The sequence below is a fragment of the Myroides sp. A21 genome (assembly GCF_000807225.1).
GTDB classification, from domain to species: Bacteria; Bacteroidota; Bacteroidia; order Flavobacteriales; family Flavobacteriaceae; genus Flavobacterium; species Flavobacterium odoratimimum.
Genome location: NZ_CP010327.1, coordinates 1,924,575 through 1,942,101 on the forward strand (window position 1 = coordinate 1,924,575; position 17,527 = coordinate 1,942,101).

At 35.1% G+C, this 17,527-nt stretch carries 15 protein-coding genes, 5 tRNA genes and 1 pseudogene; 11 read left to right on the plus strand and 10 right to left on the minus strand.

Annotated elements, in window-relative coordinates; all coding sequences use genetic code 11:
• Positions 1–21 precede the first annotated feature (21 nt).
• Positions 22–804, plus strand: a pseudogene (locus MYRA21_RS19310) (recombinase family protein); the annotation flags it as partial.
• 742 nt (positions 805–1,546) lie between these two features.
• Here the strand turns inward: MYRA21_RS19310 and MYRA21_RS08770 are convergent.
• Both MYRA21_RS08770 and MYRA21_RS08775 read right to left on the minus strand, forming a co-directional pair.
• Positions 1,547–1,632: transfer RNA gene (locus MYRA21_RS08770), tRNA-Leu, on the minus strand.
• Positions 1,633–1,973: 341 nt separating this feature from the next.
• A tRNA-Leu gene (locus tag MYRA21_RS08775) sits at positions 1,974–2,059 on the minus strand.
• 381 nt (positions 2,060–2,440) lie between these two features.
• Here MYRA21_RS08775 and MYRA21_RS08780 point away from each other — a divergent pair.
• From MYRA21_RS08780 to MYRA21_RS08795, 4 genes are read left to right on the plus strand one after another with little or no spacing between them, the layout of a single operon-like run.
• Positions 2,441–2,794, plus strand: a complete 354-nt coding sequence (locus MYRA21_RS08780; RefSeq protein WP_039328386.1) for a hypothetical protein — start codon at positions 2,441–2,443, stop codon at positions 2,792–2,794.
• Positions 2,781–3,824: a transposase gene (locus MYRA21_RS08785; protein ID WP_233446023.1), complete on the plus strand. Its 1,044-nt coding sequence runs from the start codon at positions 2,781–2,783 to the stop codon at positions 3,822–3,824. The genes MYRA21_RS08780 and MYRA21_RS08785 overlap by 14 nt, the downstream gene beginning before the upstream one ends.
• Positions 3,814–4,167 carry a hypothetical protein gene (locus tag MYRA21_RS08790; RefSeq protein WP_006258407.1) on the plus strand — a complete coding sequence of 118 codons (354 nt, stop codon included), beginning with the start codon at positions 3,814–3,816 and terminating at the stop codon, positions 4,165–4,167. The genes MYRA21_RS08785 and MYRA21_RS08790 overlap by 11 nt, the downstream gene beginning before the upstream one ends.
• Positions 4,154–5,140: a transposase gene (locus MYRA21_RS08795; RefSeq protein ID WP_039328390.1), complete on the plus strand. Its 987-nt coding sequence runs from the start codon at positions 4,154–4,156 to the stop codon at positions 5,138–5,140. Before MYRA21_RS08790 ends, MYRA21_RS08795 begins: the two co-directional genes overlap by 14 nt.
• Before the next feature lie 125 nt (positions 5,141–5,265).
• On the opposite strand, the gene MYRA21_RS08800 is transcribed toward MYRA21_RS08795, so the two are convergent.
• The 6 genes from MYRA21_RS08800 to MYRA21_RS08825 all read right to left on the minus strand — a co-directional run bounded on the left by MYRA21_RS08800 (position 5,266) and on the right by MYRA21_RS08825 (position 9,535).
• Positions 5,266–5,351 (minus strand) — tRNA-Leu (locus MYRA21_RS08800).
• A gap of 147 nt (positions 5,352–5,498) precedes the next feature.
• Positions 5,499–5,870 (minus strand): hypothetical protein, encoded by a 372-nt coding sequence (locus tag MYRA21_RS08805; RefSeq protein ID WP_006257300.1) that lies wholly within the window; start codon positions 5,868–5,870, stop codon positions 5,499–5,501.
• A gap of 108 nt (positions 5,871–5,978) precedes the next feature.
• A tRNA-Leu gene (locus MYRA21_RS08810) sits at positions 5,979–6,064 on the minus strand.
• Positions 6,065–6,073: 9 nt separating this feature from the next.
• Positions 6,074–6,146, minus strand: a tRNA-Gly gene (locus MYRA21_RS08815).
• Positions 6,147–6,347: 201 nt separating this feature from the next.
• Entirely contained in the window at positions 6,348–8,945 is a 2,598-nt protein-coding gene (gene mutS / locus MYRA21_RS08820; RefSeq protein WP_006257298.1) for a DNA mismatch repair protein MutS, read from the minus strand.
• Positions 8,946–9,016: 71 nt separating this feature from the next.
• The gene (locus MYRA21_RS08825; protein ID WP_006257297.1) at positions 9,017–9,535 is read right to left on the minus strand and encodes an FUSC family protein; all 519 of its coding nucleotides are present in this window, start codon (positions 9,533–9,535) and stop codon (positions 9,017–9,019) included.
• Positions 9,536–10,218: 683 nt separating this feature from the next.
• On the opposite strand from MYRA21_RS08825, the gene MYRA21_RS08835 reads away from it, so the two are divergent.
• The 6 genes from MYRA21_RS08835 (at position 10,219) to MYRA21_RS08860 (ending at position 15,736) form a co-directional block, all read left to right on the plus strand.
• Entirely contained in the window at positions 10,219–10,743 is a 525-nt protein-coding gene (locus MYRA21_RS08835) for an RNA methyltransferase (protein ID WP_006257295.1), read from the plus strand.
• Positions 10,744–11,202: 459 nt separating this feature from the next.
• A complete protein-coding gene (locus MYRA21_RS08840) occupies positions 11,203–12,081 on the plus strand; it encodes a DUF3806 domain-containing protein (RefSeq protein WP_225582007.1) in 879 nt (292 codons plus the stop codon).
• A 104-nt stretch (positions 12,082–12,185) separates the two neighbouring features.
• Positions 12,186–13,238, plus strand: coding sequence for a serine hydrolase (locus tag MYRA21_RS08845; RefSeq protein ID WP_006257293.1), 1,053 nt, complete (start codon positions 12,186–12,188; stop codon positions 13,236–13,238).
• Positions 13,239–13,344: 106 nt separating this feature from the next.
• Positions 13,345–14,181, plus strand: coding sequence for a DUF3806 domain-containing protein (locus MYRA21_RS08850; RefSeq protein ID WP_006257292.1), 837 nt, complete (start codon positions 13,345–13,347; stop codon positions 14,179–14,181).
• Between the two features lie 130 nt (positions 14,182–14,311).
• On the plus strand, positions 14,312–14,842 hold the full coding sequence (locus tag MYRA21_RS08855) for a YceI family protein (protein ID WP_006257291.1): 531 nt from the start codon (positions 14,312–14,314) through the stop codon (positions 14,840–14,842).
• A gap of 171 nt (positions 14,843–15,013) precedes the next feature.
• The gene (locus MYRA21_RS08860; protein ID WP_006257290.1) at positions 15,014–15,736 is read left to right on the plus strand and encodes a DUF3667 domain-containing protein; all 723 of its coding nucleotides are present in this window, start codon (positions 15,014–15,016) and stop codon (positions 15,734–15,736) included.
• Positions 15,737–15,781: 45 nt separating this feature from the next.
• Here the strand turns inward: MYRA21_RS08860 and MYRA21_RS08865 are convergent, their stop codons facing one another.
• Together MYRA21_RS08865 and folK are read right to left on the minus strand one after the other, a co-directional pair.
• Positions 15,782–16,342 carry a DUF1543 domain-containing protein gene (locus MYRA21_RS08865; protein ID WP_006257289.1) on the minus strand — a complete coding sequence of 187 codons (561 nt, stop codon included), beginning with the start codon at positions 16,340–16,342 and terminating at the stop codon, positions 15,782–15,784.
• On the minus strand, positions 16,332–17,480 hold the full coding sequence (folK, locus tag MYRA21_RS08870; protein ID WP_006257288.1) for a 2-amino-4-hydroxy-6-hydroxymethyldihydropteridine diphosphokinase: 1,149 nt from the start codon (positions 17,478–17,480) through the stop codon (positions 16,332–16,334). The genes MYRA21_RS08865 and folK overlap by 11 nt, the downstream gene beginning before the upstream one ends.
• Positions 17,481–17,527 lie beyond the last annotated feature (47 nt).

Below are 17,527 nucleotides of genomic sequence, written 5' to 3' on the forward strand. Positions count from 1 at the left end.
GTCAAATTAAATAATTAACCTATGAAAATAGCAGATTTGTATATCCGTGTTTCAACGGATGAGCAAGCTGATAAAGGTTATTCTCAAAGAGATCAAGAAGAGCGACTGCGACGCTTTTGCCAATCAAACGATATTCAAGTAGGCAAGGTTATCTTAGAGGATCATTCAGCTAAAAGTTTTAATCGTCCCTCTTGGATTGCATTAATGAAAGACTTGCGTAAGCGAAGCAATAAAACCAACTTGTTGTTATTTACCAAGTGGGATCGGTTTAGTCGTAACGCTGGTGATGCGTATCAAATGCTTAGTGAACTAACCAAATTAGGCATCGAATTACAAGCTATTGAACAACCCTTAGATTTATCTATTCCCGAAAATAAAATAATGCTCGCGATTTACTTAGCGGCTCCAGAGGTAGAGAATGACCGTAGAGCACTTAATGTCTATCACGGTATGAGAAGAGCTAAGAGGGAAGGAAGATTAATGGGTAAAGCTCCCTTTGGATATATAAACAGGAGTAAAGAAGATGGAACAAAGTATATCGCTGTAAAGGAATTAGAAGCTAAAGCATTAGTTTGGGCTTTTGAAGAAATTGCCAAGGGATTATTAGCAGCTAATCAGATACGTTTAGAGATGAATAAGTTTAGTCCTCGTAGCTTTAGTAAGAGTGCTTTTCACGTAGCGATTCGCAATCCTTTATATTGTGGCAAGATATTTATACCTAAGCACAAAGACGAAGAAGCTCACTTTGTCGATGGACTACATGAAGCATTAATCACAACAGAATTGTTTGATAAAGTTCAAGAGGTGTTAGATGGGAAAGTAAGAAAGGAACTACCAAATACAAAAGTACTATCAGATGAGAATTTACCACTAAGAGGATTTTTAGTTTGTCCTAAGTGTAGTAGAAACTTAACAGGTAGTTTATCAAAGGGTAGAAACAACAGTTATTATTACTATCACTGTATAGGTTCTTGTGGGTTTAGACATAGTGCAAGTAAAGCAAACTTATTATTTGAAGAGGGATTACATCAATTACAATTAAACGAGGCATTTTTAACCCGTTTAAAGAAACATTTGTTAGATACCTATAACAAGATATTAAAGAATCCAATTGATCAAAAGAAAACACTGCTAAATGAGATAGAAAGACTAAACGCTCAACTTAGTATGGCGAGGACAAAATTATTAAGTGGAACACTTGACGATGAGGATTACCTTGAAATCAAAAAATCGAATAAAGCAGAACTTGAAGTGTTAGAAACACAATTAATGAAGGAAAATAGCAAGGTAAAGATTGACATTAATAAAATATTGAACAAAGCAATAGAAGTAATTGCAAACATAGGTACACTCTACGCTCAGGCAGATATATCAATGAAAAGAAGAATAATAGGTTCAATCTTTCCAGAGAAAGTAGTTTTTGATGGGGAAATTTATCGAACCGATAGAATTAATGTTTTAGTAAGGTCTATCCTGTTGATAAATAATGAAATAGCTGAAAATGAAAACGGGAGAAATGAACAAAAAATTCAATTCTCCCGTTTAGTACTCGAGGCGGGACTTGAACCCGCACGGGCATTACTACCCACTGGATTTTAAGTCCAGCGTGTCTACCACTTCCACCACTCGAGCGTCTTCTGTAGACTGCAATACTACTTCTGTATTGCGAGTGCAAATGTAGAATATTATTTTTTACTATACAACTAATAAAAGATGTTTTTATAAATAAAAAAGATTAAAATATTCTTATTTGTTGATTAATAGATGGTTATTAAGTGTTCTTTTTGAAAATAATTTAATAAACAGAAATTGAATTCTAATCATGATTACTGATGTATTGGAATTAGTAAGGCGAAAGAGTGTTCGCTCTATGAAATCAATACTATTGTAGTATTGCGTTTTCTATCGGATGTCGATATTGAGATCAGGGTATATAAAATAAAAAATCCCAAGCGTTAGCTTGGGATTCTCTGTACTCGAGGCGGGACTTGAACCCGCACGGGCATTACTACCCACTGGATTTTAAGTCCAGCGTGTCTACCACTTCCACCACTCGAGCGTCTTCTGTAGACTGCGATACTATTTCTGTATTGCGAGTGCAAAAATAGAGTATTGTTTTTTAGTGTGCAAGAAAAATAGAGTGTTTTTTACTGAAAATTATTCTACTTTGTTTTTCCATTCTTCTAACTCATTTACTGTAAGTTTAATGAGTTTTTAATATATGTATTTTGCTAATGCCTTTTCGCAACTTGAATGACTAGTTTGATTTGAAATGATGTCTACAATTTTTTCTTTTTCATTAAAAATATTACTTGGGCTATATTTCACATAAGCAGAGTAACAACTTTTAGATTGATGCTAGTAGAAGGGAGGTTATAAGATGATCTAGGGATCAACGTTAAAAGTTGGGGAGGAAAGTGTAAAATAATATCTTTGTGCTATGATGGATAGCCAAGAAATACTAAAACTAATCTTACCTACTTACTTAGTAGAACACTTCAATATTACCAAAATAGAAGAATTAGAGACCAAACTACATATCTACTTTGAAGAGAAGAATGATTACGGAAATCAATGTGCTGAAAGACAGCTTATTTCTAAAGGTTTCCATAGTATGATTACTATTGAAGACTTCCCGTTACGAGGTAAATCAGTTAAACTACACGTACAACGTCGTCGTTGGACAGATAAACAAACAGGAGAAATTATATCACGTGATTGGAATATCATCGCAGAAGGAACACGAATGACTACAGAGTTCTCGGAGTTCTTAAAAAAAATTGGCCGATACTAAAGTACTTAGCTGTAAGGCTATTGGTGAATTATTTGGAGTTAAAGGTGAAAAGTTTCAACGCCAATACAAACATAAAACTAGTGGTTTCAAACAATGGGATCAACAAGAACATGCACAAGACTGGCTACTCTACCCAGAAAATATAACTGAACAACTCTCCATAGATGAAGTATGTTTATCTATGGGAGAATTGTACACTATACTGACTTCTAAAGCAGGTAAAGGTCAGAAAAAGACCATTGTAGCGATAGTTAAAGGAACAAAATCAGATACTGTAATAAAGCATCTATCTAAACTACCTAAAAAACTTAGAGATAAAGTTACCGAGATTACTTTAGATATGGCAGGGGCTATGAAACAGATAGCTAAGAAGTGCTTCCCTAAAGCTGTGCAAGTAATTGATCGTTTTCATGTACAAAAGCTTGTAAGTGAAGCTGTACAAGATATTAGAATAAAATATAGATGGGCTGAGCTTGACGCTGAGAACACTGCTGTTTTAAAGGCTAAGGAAGAAGGCATTATATATAATCCTGAAATACTTAGTAATGGAGATACTAAGAAGCAACTTTTAGTTCGCTCACGTTCTCTACTTTATAAAAACCAAATTAATTGGACATCTGACCAACAAGAAAGAGCTAAGATACTATTTGAATTATACCCAGAGATTAAACAAGCCTATCTACTTGCTAATAACCTTAGACAGATATATAATCTACAAATAGATAAAGAAATAGCTATGACTAAGCTAGCTCATTGGTTTAATGATATTGAAAAAGCTTCACTCAAACACTTTAGTACTGTTTTAAAGACGTTTAATGTACACTATAACGAAATCATCAATTACTTTATTAATAGAAGTACAAATGCTTCTGCGGAATCATTTAATGCCAAAATTAAATACTTCCGTATGATGTATAGAGGTGTTAGAGATAAGAAGTTTTTCCTTTTTAGATTAACTAGACTTTTTGGAATCAACGTTAAAAGTTGGGGAGGAAAGTGTAAAATAATATCTTTGTGCTATGATGGATAGCCAAGAAATACTAAAACTAATCTTACCTACTTACTTAGTAGAACACTTCAATATTACCAAAATAGAAGAATTAGAAACGAAACTACATATCTACTTTGAAGAGAAGAATGATTACGCAAATCAATGTACTGAAAGACAGCTTATTTCTAAAGGTTTCCATAGTATGATTACTATTGAAGACTTCCCATTACGAGGTAAATCAGTTAAACTACACGTACAACGTCGTCGTTGGACAGATAAACAAACAGGAGAAATTATATCACGTGATTGGAATATCATCGCAGAAGGAACACGAATGACTACAGAGTTTTCGGAGTTCTTAAAAAAAATTGGCCGATACTAAAGTACTTAGCTGTAAGGCTATTGGTGAATTATTTGGGGTTAAAGGAGAGAAGTTTCAACGCCAATACAAACATAAAACTAGTGGTTTCAAACAATGGGATCAACAAGAACATGCACAAGACTGGCTACTCTACCCAGAAAATATAACTGAACAACTGTCCATAGATGAAGTATGTTTATCTATGGGAGAATTGTACACTATACTGACTTCTAAAGCAGGTAAAGGTCAGAAAAAGACCATTGTAGCGATAGTTAAAGGAACAAAATCAGATACTGTAATAAAGCATCTATCTAAACTACCTAAAAAACTTAGAGATAAAGTTACCGAGATTACTTTAGATATGGCAGGGGCTATGAAACAGATAGCTAAGAAGTGCTTCCCTAAAGCTGTGCAAGTAATTGATCGTTTTCATGTACAAAAGCTTGTAAGTGAAGCTGTACAAGATATTAGAATAAAATATAGATGGGCTGAGCTTGACGCTGAGAACACTGCTGTTTTAAAGGCTAAGGAACAAGGCACTATATATAATCCTGAAATACTTAGTAATGGAGATACTAAGAAGCAACTTTTAGTTCGCTCACGTTCTCTACTTTATAAAAACCAAATTAATTGGACATCTGACCAACAAGAAAGAGCTAAGATACTATTTGAATTATACCCAGAGATTAAACAAGCCTATCTACTTGCTAATAACCTTAGACAGATATATAATCTACAAATAGATAAAGAAATAGCTATGACTAAGCTTGCTCATTGGTTTAATGATATTGAAAAAGCTTCACTCAAACACTTTAGTATTGTTTTAAAGACTTTTAATGTACACTATAACGAAATCATCAATTACTTTATTAATAGAAGTACAAATGCTTCTGCGGAATCATTTAATGCCAAAATTAAATACTTCCGTATGATGTATAGAGGTGTTAGGGATAAGAAGTTTTTTCTTTTTAGATTAACTAGACTTTTTGCCTAGTCCCCAACTTTTGTCACTGATCCACTTTTTGCCTAGTCCCCAACTTTTGTCACTGATCCTGATCTAGTTGATAAATATAACTTTAATAACAAAAAAAATCCCAAGCGTTAACTTGGGATTCTCTGTACTCGAGGCGGGACTTGAACCCGCACGGGCATTACTACCCACTGGATTTTAAGTCCAGCGTGTCTACCACTTCCACCACTCGAGCTCAATTGGCATTGACTGCACACGTTTTTTCGTGATTGCGATGGCAAATATAGAATGTTTTTCCATTAAATAAAAAGACTTTTTTAGTTTTTTTAAAACTATTCTATGGAGTCTTGTAAATCAGTTTTTTATAATAACTAGATTATACTTACTCTGCGTCAAATATATCTTCTGAAGGAAAATTTCCAAAGATATCTAGAGATAAATCTAGTATTTCAGCGTTAGCAAAGTTTGACTTAATCTCCTCCATTGCCTTTTCGAATCTTAGTTCGGTATTAAATCTTCTACTGTTGGCATAGATCTTTTTGTCTATTGCGAGTCTGAAGTAAGACTTACCTGATGGGGTTTTAAACTTAATGAAGTTTAGAGAATCATAGTTGGTTCTAAGGAACGATATAGTAGAATGAATAGCTTCTACACTAGGATACTCTACACTTGTCATTAATGTTTTACCTCTTCTGTGTTCAAAAGTGTACTTATACTTTCCGTTATCTTTTAAACTAATTACGAATGCACTCATATCAATTAAGAAACAAAATTAAAGAAATTTACTTTTTGTAGAAATATCTAAGGGGATGACATTTCTAAAGGGGCAAAAAAAAATCCCAAGCGTTAACTTGGGATTATGTACTCGAGGCGGGACTTGAACCCGCACGGGCATTACTACCCACTGGATTTTAAGTCCAGCGTGTCTACCACTTCCACCACTCGAGCGTGATATAGAGCGAAAAACGGGGTTCGAACCCGCGACCTCAACCTTGGCAAGGTTGCGCTCTACCAACTGAGCTATTTTCGCATAATGTTTTTTAAGAACTTCGCTTTACTTCTGTATTGCGAGTGCAAATATAGAACGTTTTTTTGTTTATCCAAATAAAAAGTAGCTAAAAAACAAAGATATTTTTTAACTCCTTGATTTACAAAGTCTGTGTTCATGCCTTTTTACAAAGGTTTTTACCAAAAAAGAGAAAGGAAGCTCATTCGAGCTTCCTTCTTTATATTATTTTAGTTTTTTCTTTAATTCATTTATCTTCATAATCGCTTCTATTGGCGTGATATTATTGACATCTATAGCAAGGATATCTTCTTTTAATTCTTCTAATAGAGGATCATCTAGATTAAAGAAACTTAGCTGTAGATCATTTTCTACTGCTTTCAGTGGTTGTTGATCTTTAGCATGTCCTTTTTCTAGTTGTTTTAGCATCTTTTCAGCGCGTTTTAGAACTGTAGTAGGCATACCTGCCATCTTCGCCACATGAATACCGAAACTGTGTGCACTACCACCAGGAACTAGTTTTCTCAAAAATAGCACATTGTCTTTAAGTTCTTTGACAGAGACGTTATAGTTCTTTATTCCGTCGAAGTTCTGAGACATATCATTGAGCTCGTGATAGTGAGTAGCGAATAATGTCTTAGGCTTACCTGGATGCTGATGTAGGTACTCTGCGATAGCCCAGGCTATAGAGATACCATCGTAGGTACTCGTACCTCGTCCGATCTCGTCTAATAGGACTAAGCTTCTATCAGAGATATTATTTAAGATAGAGGCTGTCTCGTTCATCTCCACCATGAAAGTTGATTCTCCCATAGAGATGTTATCTGATGCTCCCACACGTGTGAATATCTTATCTACTGGCCCCATACGTACTTCTCTAGCTGGAACGAAACTTCCCATCTGAGCTAACAATACAATAAGTGCTGTCTGTCTAAGAATAGCAGACTTACCAGACATATTAGGTCCAGTGATCATGATGATTTGTTGTTCCTTATTGTTTAGATAGACATCATTCGTGATATAAGGTGTGTCATACGCTAGTTGTTTCTCGATTACAGGGTGACGACCATCTTTTATATCTAGTTCATAAGAGTCATCTATCAGTGGTCTTACATAGTTATTCTCAAGAGCCTGTTGAGCGAAAGAGCTCAGACAGTCTAGCTGTGCGATAAGATTAGCATTTAGCTGTACAGGTTTGATATATTGAGCACACCAAGCTACGAACTGTTCAAACAATTCGTTCTCTAGCTTATAGATTTTCTCTTCTGCACCTAGTATCTTGGTTTCGTATTCTTTTAACTCCTCCGTGATATAACGTTCTGCATTCACTAGCGTCTGCTTTCTAATCCACTCTGCAGGCACTTTGTTTTTATGCGTATTACGAACCTCTATATAGTACCCGAATACGTTGTTAAACGATATTTTAAGCGATGGAATACCTGTCTTCTCACTCTCTCTGATCTCCATAGCCTCTAGCAGTTCTTTACCAGAAGTAGAGATCTTGCGCAGTTCGTCTAACTCTGGGTGTACACCCTCTGCTATTGCATTTCCTTTTGCTATCGCTACAGGAGCATCCTCACTGATGGTACCTCTGATCTTTTCTCTAAGTAGCTCGCATCCATGTAGCTTATTTCCCATTTGTTTTAGAGAATCATTACTACTTTTTTGGGCAGTCTCCTTGATCGGAATAATAGCATCTAGAGAATCGTTCAGATAGATTAGCTCTCTAGGAGATACCTTACCAGTAGCGATCTTAGAGATTAATCGTTCTAAGTCAGATATCTTCTTTATTTGGGTTTGGAAGAGTGTTAGGAGTTCACTGTTCTCTTTTAGTATCTCTACGATATTATGTCTATCCGTAATCTTCTTGGTATCCTTAAGTGGTAACGCTAGCCAACGCTTCAGTAGACGACCTCCCATAGGAGATAAGGTCTTATCTATCACGTCTAATAGCGTTATCGCATTCAGGTTAGCACTGTTGTATAGCTCTAAGTTTCTGATCGTAAAACGATCCATCCACACATACGCATCTTCAGCGATACGCTGTATATTAGAGATATGCTCTAGTCTAGTGTGCTGTGTCTCTGATAGGTAATATAGTATCGCTCCACAGGCTATCGTCCCTTCTACTAAATCTTCTACCCCAAAACCTTTTAGGGAATTAGTTTTAAAATGAGTAGTCAAAGACTCAAATGCAAAGTCAGTCTTGAATACCCAGTCATCTAGTAAGAATAGATTATAAGTAGTCCCGTAGTTCTGTAAGAAGTGTGTCTTATTACTCTTCTGTACTAGAATCTCACTAGGGGCAAAGTTCTGTAGTAGTTTATCTATATAATCTTGATCTCCTTCAGTGGTCAAAAACTCTCCTGTAGAAACATCTAAGAATGATATACCGATTGTCTTTTTAGCAAAGTGTATTGCACATAAGAAGTTGTTAGATTTAGAATGTAACACTTCATCGTTTAAGGCAACACCAGGTGTTACTAACTCAGTAACGCCTCTTTTGACAATAGTTTTAGTTGTTTTAGGGTCTTCTAGCTGGTCACAGATAGCTACTCTTAGTCCAGCTTTGACTAACTTAGGTAGGTAAACATTAATCGAGTGATGAGGAAAACCTGCTAATTCTGTTTCACTAGCTGTACCTGCACTTCGTTTGGTTAATGTAATGCCCAATATTTTAGATGCTCTGACAGCGTCTTCACCGAATGTCTCGTAAAAATCTCCTACGCGAAATAATAGACAAGCATCAGGATACTTGGCTTTTATATCGTTGTATTGTTTCATTAATGGAGTTTCCTTAGGTGCTTTCGCTTTAGCAGTCATAATGTAGTTTTGTGTTTCAAATTACAAATATAACAGATACATTTTACAAACGCTATTTGCTTAATGAACTTCTAAGAGAGTGGTATTCCATAATACCTTTTTAGTCTGCGTATGATCATAGAGGTAAGTACTGTTATCGTCAGACCTATCACACACCCTAAGGTCACTGCTAAGCATCTAAACAGCGGAGTAGCCTCTACTGAGCTAGCAGTATGCGGCTGTACAAGGATAATGATAAGAGCTACTAAGGCTACGCGAGCCATATTTAATATCTTGAATAGATAACAGGTCATGATCGTTAGAAATACACCTAATAAACTAATGTAGAAATCAGGGCTAGGATGAATCTCTAAACAAACTAAACCAACAGCAGACCCCACTAGATTTGACTTAAATCGTTCTACAGATAGCTTTTTAGAATTCTGACCTTCTGGTGAGATAACTAGCATAATCGAGATTAAAGTCCACAGGATTTCATAGTTCGGATATTTTAAGAATAGTAGGTATCCGATGTAAAACCCGATAAAGCATCTGGTTGTATAGATAATGACTGGGGATGTTATAATTCTAGTTATGAGAGTTCTTACCATAGATTTTTTTTGAGTATGCAAAGGTAGGAACTCTCATTTGATATTGCAATAATATCTTATTTCTGTTTTTTATATAGCTAAAAAGAATGAAATAGTGTTAAAAAATAGTAAAAAAACAGGTAAAGAAGACGTATGTCGTTTTAGGTCTATATCAAGCTGAAAATTATGGAATACTAGCAAATGCAAAAAATATAACAGAGATAAAGGATAGAGCAATAGCTAATATTGGGAATTTTTGAACACTGATTTGTTTAGATTCTAATAACGTACAGATAATCGTAGGGAAGATAATGAGTCCTGTTAGACATAGTATCCATGCCAATTCGACCAAATGTATGTATTGAGGGCTCTGAGCAAAGTCAGCAATAAGGGACCCTTGATATATCACCACAAAGACAATATTGTTTAGTATGGTGAGCAGAGCCAGCTGATTGAGTAGTTTTTTAGTCATGGTGGTGTGGCTTTGTTGGTTTATAACAAAGTTAGCTATTGTATAGGAAGAAAGGGAGCACTACTTGGTGCAATCTTTGTTTTAAAAGTGTAATATCGAGTGTGTTATATTTGAATACTATTGCTTTTTTATTGTGTGTAATAATATTGATTAAGGTATAATTAGTTAAAAATAAAACCTAGATGAGAGTAATCCATTTGATAAATAGTATTTTTGCTAAAATTTTTAAGTCATGCGTAAATTAGCCAATAGCGAATTGGATCGTAAAAATGTAGAAGAGTTTAAAGCTTCTGAGAAAACACCTATTATTGTAGTTTTAGATGATGTAAGAAGTTTACATAATATTGGGTCTGTATTCAGAACGTGCGATGCTTTTTTAGTTGAGAAAGTATATCTATGTGGTATCACCGCTACCCCTCCAAATAAAGAAATACACAAAACAGCTCTAGGGGCTACCGAAACTGTAGAGTGGGAATATGCTAAGGATGTAGTAGAAGTAGTGAAGTCATTAAAAGAGAGTGGTGTATCTGTACAGTCTGTAGAGCAAGTAGAGAATAGCGTGATGCTAAATGACTTTAAGGTGACAGAAGGAGCGAAATACGCATTAGTATTCGGTAATGAGGTAAAAGGAGTTAATCAAGAGGTGGTAAACTTAAGTGATGGAGTGATCGAGATTCCACAGCTAGGTACGAAGCATTCTTTAAATATCTCTGTAAGTGCAGGAATCGTAATCTGGGACTTGTTCCAACAGATGTAATATCTTATCAATATTTATATATCAAGGAGCTACTTCTATACGAAGTAGCTTTTTTTATGTCTATGCAATAGAAATTATTGACCTATAATGCCCTCTAGTGGAGATAATGAATGATCATGGAGTTATTGCCCTTGTATGGAGAATATGATTTGTGTTAATTGGTTGATATATAGTTGTTTGTTTTGGTTTTTACTAGAATCGTTCGGGTAGTATTTGGGTAAAGCATTGGTTTTGCTCGGAAAAACACCTTTTTACCGAAGGATAGCAAAACTGTATCCGAATAACATTTGTATAAATATTGAATTTCATTGACTTAAGAATGGTAATAAGCTAGATAAAGCATGGTCATAAGTAACCAAAATAACCAAATGAGGGCAAGGTAATATGTATAATTTAATGATATTATCACGTTATAGTAATGGACTAAATAATATCTTTGAGATAAATAAAAGAGAAATAATGAAGGTATTCGAAATAGGAAGTGGACAGACCATTATAAAAGGGCCGAGTCATTATTATAGTTGTAATGATGGGGATAGTACTGTGATACTATACAGAGGCGAGCATGATGACGAGCCTCTGATTAGATTTAGTGTTATCTCTTTTACGAGAGCTGAGGGAGTGACACAGAAAGCCCTATTACAAGATTTTAAGGATAAAGCTCATCAGAGGAATACAGAGGCAGTGACGTATAAAGGAAAAAGTTATTTCTCTTATGATAATGAAGATCAGGAGGAGCTGTATATGCACATATTCGAGGTGATGTATGGTGATGATATTGTCATAGCATCATTGATTATAAATAAGGAGGATAGAGGGAGTGATGAGGTAGCTGTCTATCTAGAAGAGATAGAGGAGATGATCAGAAGTATAGATAGTCTATCTTCTCTACAGTTTCCATTACTAGAACCTAAGTATGATGACCTAGTACATCTAGAGACAGCGTCGGCTAAAGTATTAGGGATAGCGTCAGAAGACCTTCAGGCTTATCACGAGAGTGGTGACGCTATAACGAAGTTACAGGAGATACTGAATCTAAGAGAGTATGCCGTGAATGATTATGAATATCATCAGGCACTAGGTATCTTGTTCGGAGCTTGTTTTCAGTATCAGTACAGTGATTTTCATTGGATAGTAGTACATGATCAGTATGGTAGAGAGTTGGCGTTACAGTATCAAGACTACGCCTTGCAATGTTTTCCGATTTCGATGATTACTAAGCGAATTGAAGATGAGGTAGAGATCAATGTTATAGCCTTAATGGAGGAAGTGGTACAGCATATAGAGATTGGTATAGAGCGTGATAAAGGGTACACCCGACTAGAGTATAATTATTAATAAGAATAGTCATCAAGAGATTGACTTTCTTTTGACTTATATATAACTGTAACAGTCGTAGTGTGATAGCTACTAATTAATGATAATACATTAAAACGATTAGGATGAACACCAAGATACTATTATTTGTGATGATGTTATCTTCTGTTGTATTTGGACAAGAAATACAAGGATATAAGTTAGATCATTATTTAAACGAATTGTCTAAGAATAATACAGAAGCAGGCAGTCTCTCTATTTTTAAAAAGGGAGTAGAAGTCTATCATAAAAACTTTGGACAAGAGAATTTACCCGATACCTCGTCTGATGAGAATAAGATGTATCAGATAGGATCGGTGACTAAGCTTTATACTGCTGTGATTATATTTAAGTTAATCGAAGAGGGCAAATTAGAGTTGACCACTAAGTTATCTGACTTCTATCCAGATATGCCCAATGCTGATCGTATCACGATTAAGAATCTGCTAGATCACAGTAGTGGACTAGGGAGCTATGTAGTCAAAAAAGGAGAAGTGTGGGTGACAGAGAAAGTGACAGAGCAGGAGATATTAAACTTGATTAAAGAACAAGGAGTGAAGTTTGCTCCTGATACAGATCGAGCATATTCTAATTCGGCTTATTATCTATTGACTAAAATAATAGAAGAGGTGACTGATAAACCTTATCATTTATTAGTCAATCAGTATATCGTGAATCCATTGAGGTTAGAAAGTACATATTCTGCTAAATCGATGCCTATCTATGTACATAAACCATATCAATTCAAACACGGACAATGGGCAGAAATGATAGACATCAACCCGATGAATATTATAGGGGTGGGAGATTTGACCACGACGACTAAAGAGTTGAATATCTTTATTTATAATTTATTTCATGGTAAAGTAATTACATCAGCCTCGTTAGAATCAATGTTGCCCCAAAAGATAGAAGGTAAATTTGGTAGAGGTATAATGCATTTAGTTTATGATAATGTAAGTTTTTACGGGCATGGTGGAGACACACTAGGGACGCATACGATGCTAGTATATAATCCCGATGATGAAGTATCTATCGCTTATAGCAGTAATGCTCAGCAGGTACCTGATCAGGTGTTTAAGGGGATAGTGAATATGCTGTACCCTAACGGCTATAAAATACTGAAAGAAGAAGACTAAAATAGACAAGCTAACGTAATGGTTAGCTTTTTTTATAAGATGATAATATAACTTTTGTGACTACAATAAAAAAGGTATATTTATCTAAGGATAATAAGTAAAGCGTATGCAATATATAGATTTAGGAGTAGAGAAGTTAGTATTGGTAATACCTGATGAGTATGATGTAGAGTTAGCAGATTATGGAGGGTTTATCTTGACTAAAGACGGAGTGAGTTATCTACCTTATATCTCTGTGTATGATATAAGGACAGTAGGAGGAGAGGACTTTGACTTCGAGCAGGTGTTAGAAGACTTTACTACTGAAGCGAGTCATATAGAAGAGGAGGTAAAGGAAGTAGGAGATAAGTTCTATTATATGACAGAGCTAGAGATAGAAGATCTATATATCTATGAGTATTCTGTATTGTATAACAATGTACGCTTTGAGCTACAGTTATTCATCAGTCAGTCAGATGTAAATTCTGAGTTAGCAAGTGGCTATTTAGAAGAGGCTGTACAGATGATAGAATATGTAGGAATAGTCCTCAATGAAGACCATAGTAGTCAAGCCTTGACTCCTGAAGAGCTCGAGTTTATAGAGTCTAGTGTAAGTACGCTCTTAGGAGCCAATCAATATGAGTTAAAATCCGTATTTGATTCTGGTAAGGCGTTGGACATACTTCAGTGGTTATTCGATGAGCAGTGTTTTGATCTAAAGGATAAAGAATATCTTGGTAAGTTAGGATTGTTATTCGGGGCATTACTTCGTTATTATTATATCGATTTTGAATGGGTAGGTGTAGAAGGTGACCTAGGCTATGAGTATGCCTTACAGTATAAGGATACAGAGGTCGTTATTTTTCCGATTAGCTTAGTAGTCTCTCGTCTAGAAGCAGGAGAACATATCCAAATCCCTCGATTATTAGATAAAATATTTCAATCTGTAGAAGATCAGTTCTAGGAAGAATAAATGTAGTTAGATACGTTCTTAATTTAGGTTAAGTGTATGAGGGTGTTAGAGGTTATACATTTGTCTCATACAAAACGCTACTGATAAGACAGTGGTTATAACCTTAAAAAATAGAATTATTATGACAAATACAGTTTGGAATATCGACCCTACACATTCAGAAATAGGATTTAAAGTAAAACACATGATGTTTACGAATGTATCAGGTAAGTTTAATGACTTCACATCGACAATTAAGAATGTAGATGCAGCATTCGAAACTTCAGAAATATCATTTACAGCAAAGGTAGCTTCTATAGATACAAATAATGCGGATAGAGATACTCACCTAAAAAGTGCAGATTTCTTCGAAACAGAGCTTTATCAAGATATCGTGTTTACTTCTACTTCTATTCAGAAGAAAACAGATAACTACTATGTAGTAACTGGTATGCTAACGATAAAAGGAGAGACGAAAGAGGTAGCATTTAATGCAGAATATAGTGGAGTACTAGTAGACCCATGGGGGAATACTAAGATAGGACTGTCTCTAGAGTCTAAGATTAACCGTAAAGAGTTTGGATTGACTTGGAATGCTGGTTTAGAAACTGGTGGAGTGTTAGTAGGTGAGGATATTAAGTTATTCGCTGAAGTACAGTTTGCTAAGGCTTAATGATGTCTTCATAGATGTAAATTTTTTATATACAATTGCGAAAGCCTTCAAAGAGATCTCTTTGAAGGCTTTCGCAATTGTATTTGAGAATTAAGTGATTTTATTATATTTGTTTCCTTAGTCACTATGTAGTGACTATATAAGATAACTGAACTTAATATACAGAAAATCATGAGTTGTAAAACGTCTCATACAGATTTATCAACAGGATATTGTCCTGATTGTGGAGAATCAATTAAGCTAAAGAGAATAGATAGTCACTATGTTTTGCATGAGATAAGCCACGTTTTACACGTTGAGAAGGGTATATTCTATACTATAAAAGAACTATTGCTAAAACCAGGTATTACAGTTCAGATGTATATTACTGAGGATAGAAGTAAATTAGTAAAGCCTATTATATTCATTATTATAGCTTCTCTTATTTATTCCCTTATTGCTCATTATTTTCACATAGAGAGTTTTGTTTCTTACCATCATTCAGGAGGTGGAAGAGTGGCAGATAGTATATTTCTATGGGGAGACACTCATTCAGGGTATATGAATATAATTATAGGAGTGTTTATAGCGGTATGGGCTAAGGTGTTATTTAAAAAACACTCTTTTAATTTATTTGAGATATTAATTTTATTGTGCTTTGTGACAGGAATGTCTATGTTGATATTTTCTGTATTTGCTATAATACAAGGGATAGTAAAGGTTAATTTAATGGCTATTGCAGGAGTGGTAGGAGTGCTCTATTGTACTTGGGGAATAGGTCAGTTCTTTGAAGTGAAACGTATAAAGAGTTATTTGAAAGCTTTCTTTGCTTATGTTCTAGGGATGCTCACATTCTCAGTATTAGTGATTATAATAGGAGAGCTACTTGATTATGTCATACTCCAAAGTAAGTAAATAAAGAACGTCCCATGATATACTATCATGGGACGTTCTTTATAGTTAGAAACTGCTTAGCTTCATATACCCTAGTTCTATGTGATCATCTGTTAGAGGTTCTATAGAAGGAGTTATTTTGATAGCGTATTGCTGTTTTAAATTTTCATTTAAGATTTCGTCCATCTCATAGATATCATCTACATCTAGACCATACTTATTATCTACGTGACTATATCCTCTCGGAGGCAGGTTATACTCTTCATAGAAGGCTGTACTCTTTACATACTGGATAGCTTCTTTCTGACTATTAGCGACTACTAGACACGTCTGGTGAAACTCGTCAAAAATACCTGGTTTATAACCGCCTAGATTGATAAAGAATAACTTTAGATCATTAGGTAGGTATGCTTCTCTAGAGACTACTTCTATGTGATGACCTTGTACAGACGTTACTTCTCTCCATGCATCTACGTGTAGTTTAGGTCCTGCTTCTGGCCAAAAGTCAACTATCTGTGGGATGAGGTCTTTCATCTGTGTGCCTATACCGAAGTAGATATCATGCTGTTCTATATGACGTCCTGGAGGAGTGACTCCTAGCATGGTCATAAATAGTTTATTCGTCATGCTTCACTAGTTTATGTTGAATCTTATCTAAGATGTAGATATAATCTTCTTGATTAGCTACGAAGTCTAAGTCTGATATATCGATGATCAACACTTTGTCTGCAGGCATTGTCTTGATATAGTTAAAATAACCTTGGTTCACTTGATCTAAGTAAGTACCTGGGATTTCACTTTCGTAAGAACGACCACGTTTCTGTATATTCTCTAATAAGCGATCTGTGTTCTGATATAGGTAGACATATAGATCAGGCTTAGGAGTTTCTTTATACATAATCTCAAATATCTGCTGATACAGCTTGAACTCGTCTTCTTCTAAAGTGATTTGAGCAAAGATGATAGACTTGTAGATATAATAATCAGCAATGATAAACTCTTTAAAAAGGTCAAACTGTGCTAAATCATCAGATAACTGTGAGTATCTGTCTGCTAAGAATGACATCTCTAATGGAAATGCGTATCTCGTAGCATCTTTGTAAAACTTAGGCAAGAAAGGGTTGTCCGCAAAACCTTCTAGGATATTCTTTGCATTAAAGTCCTCTGATATACGATTAGTTAAAGTCGTCTTACCAGCACCTATATTACCTTCTATGGCGATAAAGTTTACATGAGTAAAGCCATATTGAAGAATTGGACTTTTTATCTCTCCTACTATCTTAAAAGATGTTTTATCTTTACAGCTATTCAGTAATTCTTTGAAACTTTGCTTTAGTATAGGGTGTGCCCATTCTAAGTTTAGATCTGCGCATGGCTGTAGTACGAACTGTCTGTCTTGCATCAAGGGATGAGGTACAGATAGGTTATCAGTATTATACACTTCTTGGTTAAAAGAGATAATATCGATATCTATCAGTCTAGCACTATACCCCACTGTATGCTGTGGACGTATTCTACCTAGTACTTGTTCTATTTCGAGTACCTTTAGAATAACCGTTTCAGCTTTTAGCGTACTGTGTAATAATACAGCACAATTAAAGAAAGGATCGCTCTCAAAACCCCAAGCAGGAAATTCGTAAATAGGTGATATTTTTATGACTGTACCAATATGCTTGTTAATCAGTTCGATAGATTTCTCTATGTTCGATAATTTATCTCCTTGATTAGAACCTATTGATAATACTATTTGATTTTGCGTAAACATGGGGCAAAGTAAATAAAAGAAAATTGAATAATCGTTACTTTTGTATC

What these genes read in the sequence shown, in the direction of transcription:
- MYRA21_RS08780 (WP_039328386.1), top strand. Translation starts at nt 2,441, where the DNA reads ATGATGGATAGCCAAGAAATACTAAAACTAATCTTACCTACTTACTTA.
- MYRA21_RS08790 (WP_006258407.1), top strand. Translation starts at nt 3,814, where the DNA reads ATGATGGATAGCCAAGAAATACTAAAACTAATCTTACCTACTTACTTA.
- MYRA21_RS08805 (WP_006257300.1), bottom strand. Translation starts at nt 5,870, where the DNA reads ATGAGTGCATTCGTAATTAGTTTAAAAGATAACGGAAAGTATAAGTAC.
- mutS (WP_006257298.1), bottom strand. Translation starts at nt 8,945, where the DNA reads ATGACTGCTAAAGCGAAAGCACCTAAGGAAACTCCATTAATGAAACAA.
- MYRA21_RS08825 (WP_006257297.1), bottom strand. Translation starts at nt 9,535, where the DNA reads ATGGTAAGAACTCTCATAACTAGAATTATAACATCCCCAGTCATTATC.
- MYRA21_RS08835 (WP_006257295.1), top strand. Translation starts at nt 10,219, where the DNA reads ATGCGTAAATTAGCCAATAGCGAATTGGATCGTAAAAATGTAGAAGAG.
- MYRA21_RS08840 (WP_225582007.1), top strand. Translation starts at nt 11,203, where the DNA reads ATGAAGGTATTCGAAATAGGAAGTGGACAGACCATTATAAAAGGGCCG.
- MYRA21_RS08845 (WP_006257293.1), top strand. Translation starts at nt 12,186, where the DNA reads ATGAACACCAAGATACTATTATTTGTGATGATGTTATCTTCTGTTGTA.
- MYRA21_RS08850 (WP_006257292.1), top strand. Translation starts at nt 13,345, where the DNA reads ATGCAATATATAGATTTAGGAGTAGAGAAGTTAGTATTGGTAATACCT.
- MYRA21_RS08855 (WP_006257291.1), top strand. Translation starts at nt 14,312, where the DNA reads ATGACAAATACAGTTTGGAATATCGACCCTACACATTCAGAAATAGGA.
- MYRA21_RS08860 (WP_006257290.1), top strand. Translation starts at nt 15,014, where the DNA reads ATGAGTTGTAAAACGTCTCATACAGATTTATCAACAGGATATTGTCCT.
- MYRA21_RS08865 (WP_006257289.1), bottom strand. Translation starts at nt 16,342, where the DNA reads ATGACGAATAAACTATTTATGACCATGCTAGGAGTCACTCCTCCAGGA.
- folK (WP_006257288.1), bottom strand. Translation starts at nt 17,480, where the DNA reads ATGTTTACGCAAAATCAAATAGTATTATCAATAGGTTCTAATCAAGGA.